Below are 13,160 nucleotides of genomic sequence, written 5' to 3'. Positions count from 1 at the left end.
GTCGGGCGCTCGGCTCGCGACCTGGACCCCGACCACCGCCGCGACGGCGCCGGGCTGATGCTCGTGGCGCTCGCGGTCGTCGTCGGCGCGGCCGTCTGGTTCGTCGCCCCGGGCGGCGTCATGCAGTTCGTGCGCGCCGCGGTCGAGGGCACGGTCGGCAAGGTCGGCTGGCTGGTGCCGCTGGCCCTGGTCTGGTCGGGCTGGCGGACCATGCGCGACCCGGTCCAGCAGGGTCCGGCCGGCCGCCAGGTCATCGGCTGGGCCGCGCTCGGCTTCGGCATCCTCGGCATCGTGCACGTCGCCGCCGGCGACCCCCAGCCCGTCGAGGGCGACACCTCGCCGCTGCGCGAGGGCGGGGGAGCGATCGGCTACGTCGTCACCTCGCTGCTCATGGACCTGCTCAAGAGCTCGGCGGTCGTCGTCCCGCTGCTGGTGCTGGTCTCGGTGTTCGGCGTCCTGGTCGTCACCGCCACCCCCCTCTACCGCGTGCCCGACCGGCTGCGCGACCTCCGCGACCTGGTGCTCGGCCACCCGCACGACGCCGGCCACGAGCGCGAGATCGACGACACCATCGACCCCGACCTGGGCGACCCCGCCTACGACACCCCGCTGGTCGAGGAGCCCAAGCCGAAGCGGTCACGGGCCAGGAAGGCCGTGGTCACCGACGACGCGCCCGAGGGCGACGCCCTCGACGTGGCGCTCGGCCTCGAGCCCGTGCCCGACTACGACCCGTTCGGCGACGGCGCCCCGTTCGACCCGACCGGCACGCCGCTGGAGGAGCCCGCCGAGCGGGAGCGCACCAACCCGCGGCAGAAGGCGGTCCGCGCCGTCCCCGACGAGCCGGAGGCCATCGAGCCGCCGCCGCACACGCCGATCGAGCCGCGCATGGAGCAGCTCGCGCTGTCGGGCGACGTCGTCTACTCGCTGCCGGCCAACCAGGTGCTCAAGGAGGGCTCACCCCACAAGGCACGCTCGAAGGCCAGCGACGCCATCGTCGACAGCCTCACCCAGGTGCTGGAGCAGTTCAACATCGACGCCCAGGTCACCGGCTACACCCGCGGCCCGACCGTCACCCGCTACGAGGTCGAGCTCGGCCCCGCGGTCAAGGTCGAGAAGGTCACGGCGCTGTCGAAGAACATCTCCTACGCGGTCGCCTCGGCCGACGTCCGGATCCTCAGCCCGATCCCCGGCAAGTCGGCGATCGGCATCGAGATCCCGAACCTCGACAAGGAGATCGTCACCCTCGGCGACGTGCTGCGCTCGGGCACGGCCCGCGGCGACCACCACCCGATGATCGCCGGGCTCGGCAAGGACGTCGAGGGCGGCTTCGTCGTCGCGAACCTCGCGAAGATGCCGCACCTGCTCGTCGCCGGCGCGACCGGCTCGGGCAAGTCGAGCTTCATCAACTCGATGATCACCTCGGTCCTGATGCGGGCCACCCCCGACGAGGTGCGGATGATCATGGTCGACCCCAAGCGGGTCGAGCTGAACGCCTACGAGGGCGTGCCGCACCTGATCACCCCGATCATCACCAACCCCAAGAAGGCCGCCGAGGCGCTCGCCTGGGTCGTGCGCGAGATGGACCTGCGCTACGACGACCTCGCCAACTTCGGGTTCCGCCACATCGACGACTTCAACAAGGCGGTGCGCTCGGGGAAGCTGGAGGTGCCGCCGGGCAGCGAGCGGGTGCTCACGCCGTACCCGTACCTGCTGGTGATCGTCGACGAGCTCGCCGACCTGATGATGGTCGCCCCGCGCGACGTCGAGGACGCCGTCGTCCGCATCACCCAGCTGGCCCGCGCCGCCGGCATCCACCTGGTGCTCGCCACGCAGCGCCCCTCGGTCGACGTCGTCACCGGCCTGATCAAGGCCAACGTGCCGTCGCGGCTGGCGTTCGCGACGTCGTCGCTGGCCGACAGCCGGGTCATCCTCGACCAGCCGGGTGCGGAGAAGCTCGTCGGCCAGGGTGACGGGCTGTTCCTGCCGATGGGCGCCTCGAAGGCCGTCCGCGTGCAGGGCTCGTGGGTCAGCGAGGCCGAGATCGCCCAGGTGGTCAAGCACTGCAAGGGCCAGCTCGAGCCGACCTACCGCGAGGACGTCACCGCGCCGGCCGCGAGCAACAAGGTGCTCGACGACGACATCGGCGACGACCTCGACCTGGTCGTCCAGGCCATCGAGCTGGTCGTCTCCACGCAGTTCGGGTCGACCTCGATGCTGCAGCGCAAGCTCAGGGTCGGCTTCGCCAAGGCGGGCCGGCTGATGGACATCATGGAGAGCCGGGGGGTGGTCGGGCCCAGCGAGGGCTCCAAGGCCCGCGACGTGCTCATCAAGCCCGACGAGATCGACGCCGTCATCGTGACCATCCAGGGGGAGCAGTGAGCACCGACCTCATCGACCCGACCGTGTCCGACGTCCCCGACGACCTGCCCGAGGACGACGTGGTGGAGGTCCGCCGCGACGGCCCCCTCTCCGCCGTCGTCGGCGGTGTCGGTGCGGCCGTGGCCGTCGCCTACCTGGTGCGCGCGGTGGGCAGCGGCGCCCCGCTCGACTGGGCGCTGTGCCTGGTCACCGGCCTGATCGGCCTGCTGCACCTGGCGGCCTTCGTCGACTCGCGGGCCCCGCTCCTGGTCCTCGACCGCCACGGCGTCCGGGTGCGCCGGGGCCGCGAGTGGCAGGGCGTGGCCTGGCCCGAGGTGGAGCGGGTCGAGCACCGCGCGCGGCAGACGCTGCTGCGCGACGGCTCGCTCACCGTCGTCACCGTCACCGGCGCCCGCCTCGGCGCGCGGCTCTCGCTGTCGACGCGGCTGATCGGCTCCGACTGGCACGAGCTCGGCCAGGCGCTCGGCGACCTGAGCGAGGGACGCACCAGCGTCGTCGACCTGGCCGCGCCGGTCGAGTCGGCGGCCGCGTCGACCGCGCCCGCCGCCGGGTCGCCCACCGAGCCGGAGCCCGTCCCCGACGTCGCCGTGGACGACACCGCCGTCCGGGCGCCCCTCGACCCCGACCCCGACTCGGACTCCGTCGCGCCCGTCGAGCCGTCCGCCCAGCCGTCCGCCCAGCCGCCCGCCCCGGCCCGCCGGCTGGCCCGCGGCCGGCGTACCGAGGTGGTGCTGGCCCCGCGTGAGGTCGCCGACCCCGAGGCGACCGAGGTGTTCGTGCTGCCGCCGGCCGAGCCGGACGCGCCCTCGGAGGTGACCACGACCATCGTCATCGACGAGGCCTCGACCCCGCCCGCCGTCGCCCCGGTCGTCGGTCCCCAGCTCGCGGCCGCCCGGGGCCGGCTGGGTCTCAGCGTCGACCAGGTGGCCGAGCGCACGCGGATCCGTCCGCACGTGATCGAGTCGATCGAGGCCGACGACTTCGCCCCGTGCGGCGGCGACTTCTACGCCCGCGGGCACCTGCGCACCCTGGCCCGGATCCTGGGCGTCGACGTCGAGCCGCTGCTGGCGACCTACGACGAGACCTACGCCGACGCCCCGATCGACCCCAGGCGGGTCTTCGAGGCCGAGCTCGCCACCGGGGCCGGCGGCCCGATCCGCGGGACCCGCGGCCGGCTCAACTGGTCGATCCTGGTGGCCGCGGTGATGGCGGTCGTGCTGCTGTGGTCCGTGGCCCGGCTGGTGATGGACGGGCCGATCCAGCCCTCCGACCAGCCGGTGCTCAACGGCTCGCCCAGCGGCCGCGCCCAGCTCAGCGGCTCCTCGGTGACCAAGGTGCCGGTCACCTTCACCGCCGCGACCGGCGGCGCCCGGGTGACCGTCCGCGACGGCAGCGGCAAGGTCGTCTTCGACGAGGACGTCGCCTTCATGCAGACCGCCCGGGTCACGGTGGCCCCGCCCGTGCGCCTCGAGTCCAGCGACGGCGGCCTGACCGTCTCCGTCGACGGCGACGACAAGGGCGCCCTCGGCGCCTCGGGCGAGCGCGCCCAGCGGACCTTCGTGGCCGCGCCCGAGTAGCGACGCCCACCGTGACCGCCGGCACCCTCGGGGGCCGGCGGTCACGCCCATTTCGGCCGTGACCGTGCGGCACCGTCATACTCGGAGGCAGCCATGACGACCCACACCCAGTCCGACCCTGCCGAGACCCTGACCGTCGCGATGCTCACCCTGGGGTGTGCGCGCAACGAGGTCGACTCCGAAGAGCTCGCCGGGCGGCTCGCCGCCGACGGGTTCCGCCTCGTCGAGGACCCCGCACAGGCCGACACCGTGGTGGTCAACACCTGCGGCTTCGTCGAGCAGGCCAAGAAGGACTCCGTCGACGCGCTGCTCGAGGCGGCCGACCTGAAGCTGGACGCCGGCCACGGCGGCCAGGCCCGCGCCGTCGTCGCCGTCGGCTGCATGGCCGAGCGGTACGGCAAGGACCTCGCCGCGTCCCTGCCCGAGGCCGACGCCGTCCTCGGCTTCGACGACTACACCGACATCGCCGGCCGCCTGCGCTCGATCGTGGCGGGGGAGACCCACCACGCCCACACGCCGTCCGACCGGCGACTGCTGCTGCCGATCAGCCCCGTCGAGCGCCAGCGGCCGCAGACGACGCCGGTCGTGACCCCGCGCTCGCGCCTGGAGTCCGGGCCGCTGGCCCCGCTGAAGCTCGCCAGCGGCTGCGACCGGCGCTGCACCTTCTGCGCGATCCCCAGCTTCCGCGGCTCGTTCGTCAGCCGCCGCCCCTCCGACGTCATCGCCGAGGCCCGCTGGCTGGCCGGCGAGGGCGTGCGCGAGCTCTTCCTCGTCTCGGAGAACTCCACGTCCTACGGCAAGGACCTCGGCGACCTGCGGCTGCTCGAGACGCTGCTGCCCGAGCTCACCTCCATCGACGGCATCGAGCGGGTCCGGGTCTCCTACCTGCAGCCCGCCGAGACCCGGCCGGGGCTGATCGAGGCGATCGCCACGACGCCCGGCGTCACGCCGTACTTCGACCTGTCCTTCCAGCACGCCAGCCCCACGGTGCTGCGCCGGATGCGTCGCTTCGGCGACCCCGAGAGCTTCCTCGGGCTGCTCGAGCGGGTCCGCGCCCTCGCCCCGGAGGCCGGGGTGCGCTCCAACGTCATCGTCGGGTTCCCCGGCGAGACCGACGAGGACCTCCAGGTGCTCTGCGACTTCCTCGAGGCCGCGCGCATGGACGTCACCGGCGTGTTCGGCTACTCCGACGAGGACGGCACCGAGGCCGCCGGCTTCGAGGAGTCGGTCAAGCTCGACCCGGACGAGGTGTGGGAGCGCACCCAGCGGGTCACCGCGCTGGTCGAGGAGCTCAACGCCCAGCGCGCCGAGGAGCGGATCGGCGAGCACGTCGTCGTCCTCGTCGAGGACGTCGAGGACGGCTCGGCCGAGGGCCGCGCCGACTTCCAGGGCCCGGAGGTCGACGGCACCACGACGCTGACCGAGGGCTCGTGGGCGGTGGGCGACCTCGTCCCGGCGGTCGTGACCGGCACCGACGGGGTCGACCTCGTGGCCCGGCCGACCGGGGCCGCTCGATGACCGACGGCGTCGCGGGGGCCGACGGGTCGGCGTCCGCGAGGCCGGTGAGCAACTGGAACCTCCCGAACGCCCTGACCATGCTACGGATCGTCCTGGTGCCGGTCTACGGCTGGTTCCTGCTGGGCCACGACCACGACTCGATCCTGTGGCGGACCCTGGCGTGGGGCGTCTTCGCCGTCGCGATGATCACCGACAAGGTCGACGGCGACATCGCCCGGTCCCGCGGGCTGGTCACCGACTTCGGCAAGATCGCCGACCCGATCGCCGACAAGGCGATGACCGGGATGGCGTTCGTCGCGCTGTCGGTCACCGGCGACATCTGGTGGGCGGTGACGATCGTCGTGCTGCTCCGGGAGTGGTCGGTGACCCTGCTCCGCCTCAGCGTCGCCAAGGACGTCGTCATCGCGGCCGCCCGCAGCGGCAAGATCAAGACCATGCTCCAGGTCTTCGCGCTCGGCGGCCTCACGCTGCCGGGCCGCCAGGTCGACGGCTGGCTCGACGTCCCGGGCGACATCTTCTACTACCTCTCCCAGGCCTTCCTCGCCGCCGCCGTCGCGATGACGCTGTGGTCGGGCTACGAGTTCTTCCGCGACTACGCGCGCCAGCGCCGTCAGACGTCCGTCGGATGACCTCCTGTACGTGAAGTTTTGGTTTCACGTTCGCCGAAACCTGGCTTTTTGTCCTCGCGCGCCGGATAGTTTGCAGACCTTCCCCGGTAGTAGTGCTCGTCGTTCACCCATCCCCTCCGAAGGGTTTCTCTTTCGTGTCCAAGCACGTCTTCGTGCGGCGCGGCCTCACCGGTGTCGTCACCGGTGCCCTCGTCGCCACCCCGCTAGCGCTCGGCCTCACCACCTCACCAGCGGCCGCCGCTGGCCCCGGCCTCGTCATCACCGAGGTCTACCTGAACGGCGGTTCCGCCGGCTCGTCGTACACCAACAAGTACGTCGAGCTGTTCAACTCCACGACCGAGCCGATCACGCTCACCGGCAAGTCGGTGCAGTACCGCTCGGCGACCGGTACCGGCGCGGCCAGCAGCAAGGCGGACCTCGCCGGCACGCTGGCCCCCGGTGACTTCTACGTCATCTCCGGCGGGTCGAACGGCACCACCACGACCGAGGTCCCGAACGTCGACCAGGCCGTCGCCGGGCTGAACCCCGGCGGCAGTGGCGGGACGTTCTTCGTCGCCGACGGCACGACGCTGGTGAACCCGACCACCGTCACGACGCTCGACAGGGTCGGCTGGGGCACCAGCAACAACCCGGAGGGCACCGCGGCGGGCACCGCGAGCACCACCACGAGCCTGCAGCGCGCCGCTGCCGGCACGGACACCGACGTCAACTCGGCCGACTTCGTCGCCGCCGCGCCCACCCCGGGTGCCGCCGCCGGTGGGGCGCCCGACCCCGACCCCGACCCCGAGCCTGGTGAGGTGCTCACCATCGCCCAGATCCAGGGCGACGGCGTCGCGACCACCCCCTTCAACGGCCAGGCCGTCACCACCCAGGGTGTCGTCACCGCGGCGTTCCCGACCGGTGGCGTCAACGGGTTTTACCTCCAGAGCGGCGGTGCCCCCGACACCCCGAACGCCTCCGACGCGGTCTTCGTCTACGGCGGTACGTCCGGCTTCGGCGCGGCGACCCCCGAGGTCGGCGACTCGGTCGAGGTCACCGGCACCGCCGGTGAGTTCAACTCCGTCACCCAGATCACCACCACGGCCGCCGGGATCTCCGAGCTCGCGGCGGCCCTGCCGGCCCCGGTCGCCAGGACCACGATCCCCGGCGCCGACTGCGAGCTGGGTGAGTGCCTGACCGGCGCGGCCCTCGACGCCGAGCGGGAGAAGGCCGAGGGCGAGATCTTCGAGCCCACCGACCCCTTCACCGTCACCGACGTCTACGACGGCTCGGCCTTCGTCGCCGGCTCCAACGCCAGCTCGGCCATGTTCGGCGAGATCGGCCTGGCCGCGCACAGCGACGTCCCGTTGTTCACCCCGACCGACCTCGTCGACGCCCAGGACGCCGCCGGCATCGCCGAGCGCACGTCGTACAACAACGCCCACCGGATCATCCTCGACGACGGCGCGACGGTGAACTTCGCCGCCGGCGCCGGCCGCGACCAGGCGTTCCCGTACTTCACGGCCGGGCACTCCGTGCGCGTCGGTGCGAACGCCACCTTCGACGAGCCGGCCGTCCTCACCTTCGCGTTCAACACGTGGCGGCTGCAGCCGCAGGGACAGGTGACCGGCGTCCCCGAGGGCATCACCTTCGAGCAGGACCGTCCCGAGGCCCCGGCCGAGGTGGGCGGCGACGTGAAGATCGCCGCCTTCAACGTGCTCAACTACTTCCCGACCCTGGGCAGCGACGTGACCGGGTGCCAGGCCTACACCGACCGGGCGGGCAACCCCACCAACACGCGCAGCTGCACGCCGGACGACGGTCCGCGTGGCGCGTTCGACGCGGCGAGCTTCGAGCGCCAGCAGACCAAGATCGTCGACTCCATCAACACCCTCGACGCCGATGTCGTCACGCTGCAGGAGATCGAGAACTCCCGCTCCACCCGCGGCGGGGCCGACGGCCGTGACGCGGCCGTGGCCACGCTCGTCACCGCGCTGAACGCCGACGCCGGTGGCACCACGCCGCGGTGGGCCTACGCCCCCTCGCCGGCCGTGCTCCCGCCGGTCGCCGACGAGGACGTCATCCGCAACGCGTTCATCTACGACCCGAGCACCGTCGAGCTCGTCGGGGACTCCGAGCTGCTGATCGGCAACGCGGCGTTCGACAACGCCCGCCAGCCCTTCGCCCAGACCTTCAAGGCGGTCGGTGACGAGGACGAGAACGGCTTCGCCGTGGTCGTCAACCACTTCAAGTCCAAGGGCTCGGGCGAGAACGACGGCACTGGGCAGGGCAACGCCAACCCCGACCGGGTGCGTCAGGCCCAGGCACTGCTTCCCTTCGCCGACCAGTTCGCCGCCGCCAACGGCGTCGAGCGCATCTTCCTGACCGGTGACTTCAACGCCTACTCGATGGAGGACCCGATTCAGGTCCTCACCGGCGCCGGCTACACCGACCTCAAGTCCGACGACGAGGGCAAGCGCAGCTACAACTTCGACGGCATGGTCGGCTCGCTCGACCACATCCTCGCCAACGAGGCCGCGGCCGGCGACGTCACCGGCGTCGACTCCTGGCAGACCAACGCCAACGAGTCGGTCTACTACGAGTACAGCCGCTTCAACTCGAACCTCACGAACCTCTACACCCCCGGTCCGGCCCGCGCCTCCGACCACAACCCGGAGATCGTCGGGCTCAACCTCGACGGCGCCGTCGAGGAGCCGACCGAGACCGACATCAGCCTGCTCAACATCAACGACTTCCACGGTCGCATCGATGCGAACACCACCAAGTTCGCGACCACGGTGGAGCAGCTGCGTGCGGAGGCCGGCGAGGAGAACACCCTGTTCCTCTCCGCCGGTGACAACATCGGTGCCTCGCTCTTCGCCTCGAGCCTCGCCGGCGACCAGCCGACGATCGAGGTGCTCAACGCCCTGGGTCTGCGGACCTCCGCGGTCGGCAACCACGAGTTCGACAAGGGCTTCGCGGACCTGCGCGGCCGGGTGCGTCAGAACGCCGACTGGACCTACCTGGGCGCCAACGTCTACCGCGAGGGCACGACCACCCCGGTGCTCGACGAGTACGACCTGTTCGAGGTCGACGGCGTCACCGTCGCCGTCGTCGGTGCGGTGACGGAGGAGACCCCGAGCCTGGTGTCGCCCGCCGGTGTCGAGGGCCTCGACTTCGACGACCCCGTCGAGGCGGTCAACCGCGTCGCCGCCCGCCTGACGGACGGCATCGAGACCCGCAACAACGACGAGGCCGACGTCATCGTCGCCGAGTACCACGAGGGTGCCGGCGCCGGCACGCCCGACGGCGCGACCCTCGAGGAGGAGGTCGCCGCGGGTGGCGCGTTCGCCACGATCGTCGAGGAGACCTCGCCCGAGGTGGACGCCATCTTCACCGGTCACACTCACAAGCAGTACGCGTGGGACGCTCCGGTCCCCGGTCAGGCCGGCAAGACCCGGCCCGTCCTGCAGACCGGCTCGTACGGCGAGAACATCGGTCAGATCGTGCTGACGGTCGACTCCGAGACCGGCGACGTGAGCAGCTACACCCAGCGCAACGTCGCGCGGGCCGCGGCCGAGAACCTCACCTTCCCGCGGGTCGCCCAGGTCAAGCAGATCACCGATGCCGCGCTCGCCGAGGCCGCGGTCGTCGGCAACCAGCCGGTCGGTGAGATCAGCGCCGACATCACGACGGCGTTCGCCGGCGGCAGCTACGGGCCCAACGGCTACACCGGTGGCACCCGCGACGACCGTGGCTCGGAGTCCACCCTCGGTGACCTCGTCGCCAACGCCCTGCGCGACGGGATCTCCGACCTCGCCGAGCCCGACCTGGCGCTCACGAACTCGGGCGGGCTCCGCGCCGAGCTGCTCTACGCGGGCAACACGGCCGGCAACCCGGCCAACACCGACGGTGTCGTCACCTACGCCGAGGCCAACGCGGTGCTGCCGTTCAGCAACACCGTGGCGATCCTCGAGCTCAAGGGTGCCGACCTGAAGGCGGCTCTCGAGGAGCAGTGGCAGACGGTCCTGCCGGGCAGCCCGCCGCCGTCGCGGCCCTACGCCCAGCTCGGTCTGTCCGACAACGTGCGGGTCACCGCCGACCCGACCAACGCGGCCGGCGAGCGGATCACCTCGGTCTTCATCAACGACGAGCCGCTCGACCCCGCACGCACCTACACGATCTCGACGCTCTCCTTCCTGGCCACGGGTGGTGACAACTTCCGCTCGCTCGCGAACGGCGAGTACGTCGACACCGGCCTGCTGGACGCCGAGATGTGGCGTGAGTACCTCGCGGCGAACTCGGCCGACGCGCCGATCAGCCCCGACTTCGCCCGCCAGCAGGTGTTCGCGTCGGATCTGCCGGAGGCGCTGGTGCCCGGCGAGGCGGCGTCCTTCACCCTGGGGCTCGGCGCCACCGAGGCTCCGATCCTGCCGATCAACCCGAAGACGCTGAACCTGACGTCGCTGGGCAGCCCGGTCAACACCACCGTGGTGGCCTCGATCGGGGACACCGAGATCGGCACCTTCCCGGTGACCGACGGCATCGCCGCGATCGAGCTGACGGTGCCGGCCGGCACCGCGGAGGGCGAGCTGGTCTCGCTCGTCGCGCAGCCCAGCGGGACGACGGTGACCATCCCGGTCTCGGTCGTTGACGAGCCGCAGCCGCCGGCCGTCGTCGCCAAGGTGACCGCCGACGTCAAGCCGAACAAGGTCAAGGTCAACAAGACCAAGGCCCGCGTCGTCGTGACCGTCCGCGGTGACGGCCAGGCGCTCACCGGCTGGGTGCGGGTCAAGGTGACCGGCCAGAAGGTCAAGGTCGTCAAGCTCGTGAACGGACGCGCGGTGGTCACGCTGGCGAAGTTCGCGAAGGTCGGCAAGAAGACGGTCACGGTCCGCTACAACGGGTCCGGCGACGTCGCGGCGGTCACGAAGACGCTGTCGTTCCGCGTGGTCAGGTGACACCACGCGACCACGACGCACGATGAACGCCCTCCCGGAGCGGGTCCACGACCTGCTCCGGGAGGGCGGCTCCACCCTGGCGACCGCCGAGTCCCTGACCGGCGGTCGCCTGGCCGCGCTGCTGACGGCCGTCCCCGGCGCCTCCGCGGCCTACCGCGGGGGCGTCGTCGCGTACGCGAGCGACGTCAAGACCTCGGTGCTCGGCGTGCCCCAGGAGGTCGTCGACCGGGTCGGCGTCGTCTCCGCCGAGTGCGCCGCCGCGATGGCCGAGGGGGTGCGCCGGCTCACCGGGGCGACGTACGGCGTGGCGACGACCGGCGTCGCCGGGCCCACCGAGCAGGAGGGCAAGGCGCCCGGCACCGTCTTCGTCGCCGTGGCCGGTCCCGGGGGCGGGCCGACGCTGGCCCTCGAGCTGCCCGGCGACCGCGCGCGGGTGGTGGAGCGGACCTGCGAGGAGGCCCTGGAGGCGGTGTTGTCGCTCCTCGGGTCCACAGGTCTGAGATGATCGCACCGGAAGAAACATCGCTCGGGTAGCGTTGTGCCACCGCGAAGACCTGCTAGGCCGCTCGACTCGACACGGAGGGATCCAGATGGTGCTCTTCCGCCGCCTGCTCGGCGACGTGCTCCGCGAGCGCCGCATGCAGCTGGGGATGACCCTGCGTGAGGTGTCGGCCGAGGCCCGCGTGAGCCTGGGCTACATCTCCGAGATCGAGCGCGGCCAGAAGGAAGCCTCCTCCGAGCTGCTCGCCTCCCTGTGCAGCGCCCTCGACGCACCGCTGTCCGAGGTGCTGCGCGAGGTCTCCGACGCCGTCGCCGTCGAGGAGGCCGCCGCCGCGCTGGTCACCATCCCGGTCAAGCGCCGCGACCCGGTCGTCGCCTCCGCAGCCTGACCTGCCCGACCCGGCCCTGAGGTGCCCGCGAGGCCCTACGCTGTCGCGATGAACGCCGCGCGACGTCGCTCCGCCCTCACCAGCGTGGTCCTGGGCCTCGTGCTCGTCGGCGCGGGGTGCCAGGGCGGCGGGACCGATCCGGACGCCGCCGCGCCCGCCACCGCCGTCGAGACCCCCGCCGCGGAGCCGCCCGCGCACCCGCCGGAGCACGGCGCCCACGCGGCGGCCGAGCCCGCCCCCGAGGTCCCGCTGCGGCGGGGGGAGCGCCGCGCCACGCTCGCCATGCCCGCGGCGTACACCCCGGCGGCGCCGTACGGCACCGGCACCGACGACTACCGGTGCTTCCTCCTCGACCCCGGGCTCGCCGAGGACACCTGGCTCACCGGCACGACCGTGCTGCCCGGTGACCCCGCGGTCGTGCACCACGTGATCCTGTTCCAGGTCCCGCCCGGCGACGTCGCCGCCGCCGAGGCGAAGGACGCCGCCGACGACAACCAGGGCTGGACCTGCTTCGGCGGCACCGGCCTCGACGACTTCCAGGACGTCGACGACGCCGACTGGATCGGCGCCTGGGCACCCGGCGGCGAGGAGGCGGTCCACAAGCCCGGCTACGGCGCCCGACGTCTCCGCGGCGCAGCTGCGGCTGGCCCCCGGCACCGGCGACCTGGAGCAGCTCCACACGATGCTGCTCCCGGCCCCGGTCGAGCTGCCGTGCCGCCCCGACCACGCCGGCGGACCGCTGTGCGACCGGACGGCGGCGACCCTCGACCTGATGTCGCGGTTCGGCGACGAGGGCGGCCGCACCGCCGGCGCGCTGCACCTGCTGTGCGGCGTGCCCGAGCCCGGCCCGGTCCAGTCCTGCACCCGCACCCTGAACCGGCCGATGACCATCCACGGCAGCGGCGGGCACCTGCACCTGCTGGGGCGCGAGATCACGATCGAGACCAACCCGGGCACGCCACGGGCGCGCACGGTGCTCGACATCCCCGTGTGGGACTTCGACGACCAGGGGGCGCGCCCGGTCAGGCCGGTCTCGTTGCAGGCCGGCGAGACCGTCAAGGTGACCTGCCGGCACGACCAGGCGCTGCGCGACGTGCTGCCGGCCTTCGAGGGGCAGCCCGACCGCTACGTGCTGTGGGGCGAGGGGACCACCGACGAGATGTGCCTGGGCATGCTGCAGGTGACCTTCCCCTAGGCCACCGGCCGCCCGGACTGGTGGTCGGTTGG

8 protein-coding genes are annotated in these 13,160 nt (G+C 72.5%); all 8 read left to right on the top strand.

Going from position 1 to position 13,160, the window contains the following annotated elements:
- Nucleotides 1-57: 57 nt before the first annotated feature.
- The 8 genes from FE634_RS12575 (at nt 58) to FE634_RS12540 (ending at nt 13,128) form a co-directional block, all read left to right on the top strand.
- Nucleotides 58-2,379 (top strand): FtsK/SpoIIIE family DNA translocase, encoded by a 2,322-nt coding sequence (locus FE634_RS12575; RefSeq protein ID WP_262347406.1) that lies wholly within the window; start codon nt 58-60, stop codon nt 2,377-2,379.
- Entirely contained in the window at nt 2,376-3,956 is a 1,581-nt protein-coding gene (locus FE634_RS12570) for a helix-turn-helix domain-containing protein (RefSeq protein ID WP_148240652.1), read from the top strand. Before FE634_RS12575 ends, FE634_RS12570 begins: the two co-directional genes overlap by 4 nt.
- 129 nt (nt 3,957-4,085) lie before the next feature.
- On the top strand, nt 4,086-5,474 hold the full coding sequence (gene rimO / locus FE634_RS12565; protein WP_222847750.1) for a 30S ribosomal protein S12 methylthiotransferase RimO: 1,389 nt from the start codon (nt 4,086-4,088) through the stop codon (nt 5,472-5,474).
- The gene (gene pgsA, locus FE634_RS12560) at nt 5,471-6,103 is read left to right on the top strand and encodes a CDP-diacylglycerol--glycerol-3-phosphate 3-phosphatidyltransferase (protein ID WP_148240650.1); all 633 of its coding nucleotides are present in this window, start codon (nt 5,471-5,473) and stop codon (nt 6,101-6,103) included. The genes rimO and pgsA overlap by 4 nt, the downstream gene beginning before the upstream one ends.
- Before the next feature lie 134 nt (nt 6,104-6,237).
- The gene (locus FE634_RS12555) at nt 6,238-11,043 is read left to right on the top strand and encodes an ExeM/NucH family extracellular endonuclease (protein ID WP_148240649.1); all 4,806 of its coding nucleotides are present in this window, start codon (nt 6,238-6,240) and stop codon (nt 11,041-11,043) included.
- 22 nt (nt 11,044-11,065) lie between these two features.
- Complete coding sequence (locus FE634_RS12550; RefSeq protein ID WP_138876071.1) at nt 11,066-11,548, top strand: CinA family protein; 483 nt, start codon at nt 11,066-11,068, stop codon at nt 11,546-11,548.
- An 85-nt stretch (nt 11,549-11,633) separates the two neighbouring features.
- Nucleotides 11,634-11,933, top strand: a complete 300-nt coding sequence (locus tag FE634_RS12545) for a helix-turn-helix domain-containing protein (protein ID WP_137293590.1) — start codon at nt 11,634-11,636, stop codon at nt 11,931-11,933.
- 682 nt (nt 11,934-12,615) lie between these two features.
- Nucleotides 12,616-13,128 carry a hypothetical protein gene (locus FE634_RS12540; RefSeq protein ID WP_138876070.1) on the top strand — a complete coding sequence of 171 codons (513 nt, stop codon included), beginning with the start codon at nt 12,616-12,618 and terminating at the stop codon, nt 13,126-13,128.
- Nucleotides 13,129-13,160 lie beyond the last annotated feature (32 nt).

Source organism: Nocardioides sp. S-1144, from assembly GCF_005954645.2.
Classification (GTDB): Bacteria; Actinomycetota; Actinomycetes; order Propionibacteriales; family Nocardioidaceae; genus Nocardioides; species Nocardioides dongxiaopingii.
The sequence above is the reverse complement of the archived record's forward strand: the minus strand, read 5'-3'. Positions and strand labels throughout refer to the sequence as shown.

What these genes read in the sequence shown, in the direction of transcription:
- FE634_RS12575 (WP_262347406.1), top strand. Translation starts at nt 58, where the DNA reads ATGCTCGTGGCGCTCGCGGTCGTCGTCGGCGCGGCCGTCTGGTTCGTC.
- FE634_RS12540 (WP_138876070.1), top strand. Translation starts at nt 12,616, where the DNA reads ATGCTGCTCCCGGCCCCGGTCGAGCTGCCGTGCCGCCCCGACCACGCC.
- pgsA (WP_148240650.1), top strand. Translation starts at nt 5,471, where the DNA reads ATGACCGACGGCGTCGCGGGGGCCGACGGGTCGGCGTCCGCGAGGCCG.
- FE634_RS12545 (WP_137293590.1), top strand. Translation starts at nt 11,634, where the DNA reads ATGGTGCTCTTCCGCCGCCTGCTCGGCGACGTGCTCCGCGAGCGCCGC.
- FE634_RS12550 (WP_138876071.1), top strand. Translation starts at nt 11,066, where the DNA reads ATGAACGCCCTCCCGGAGCGGGTCCACGACCTGCTCCGGGAGGGCGGC.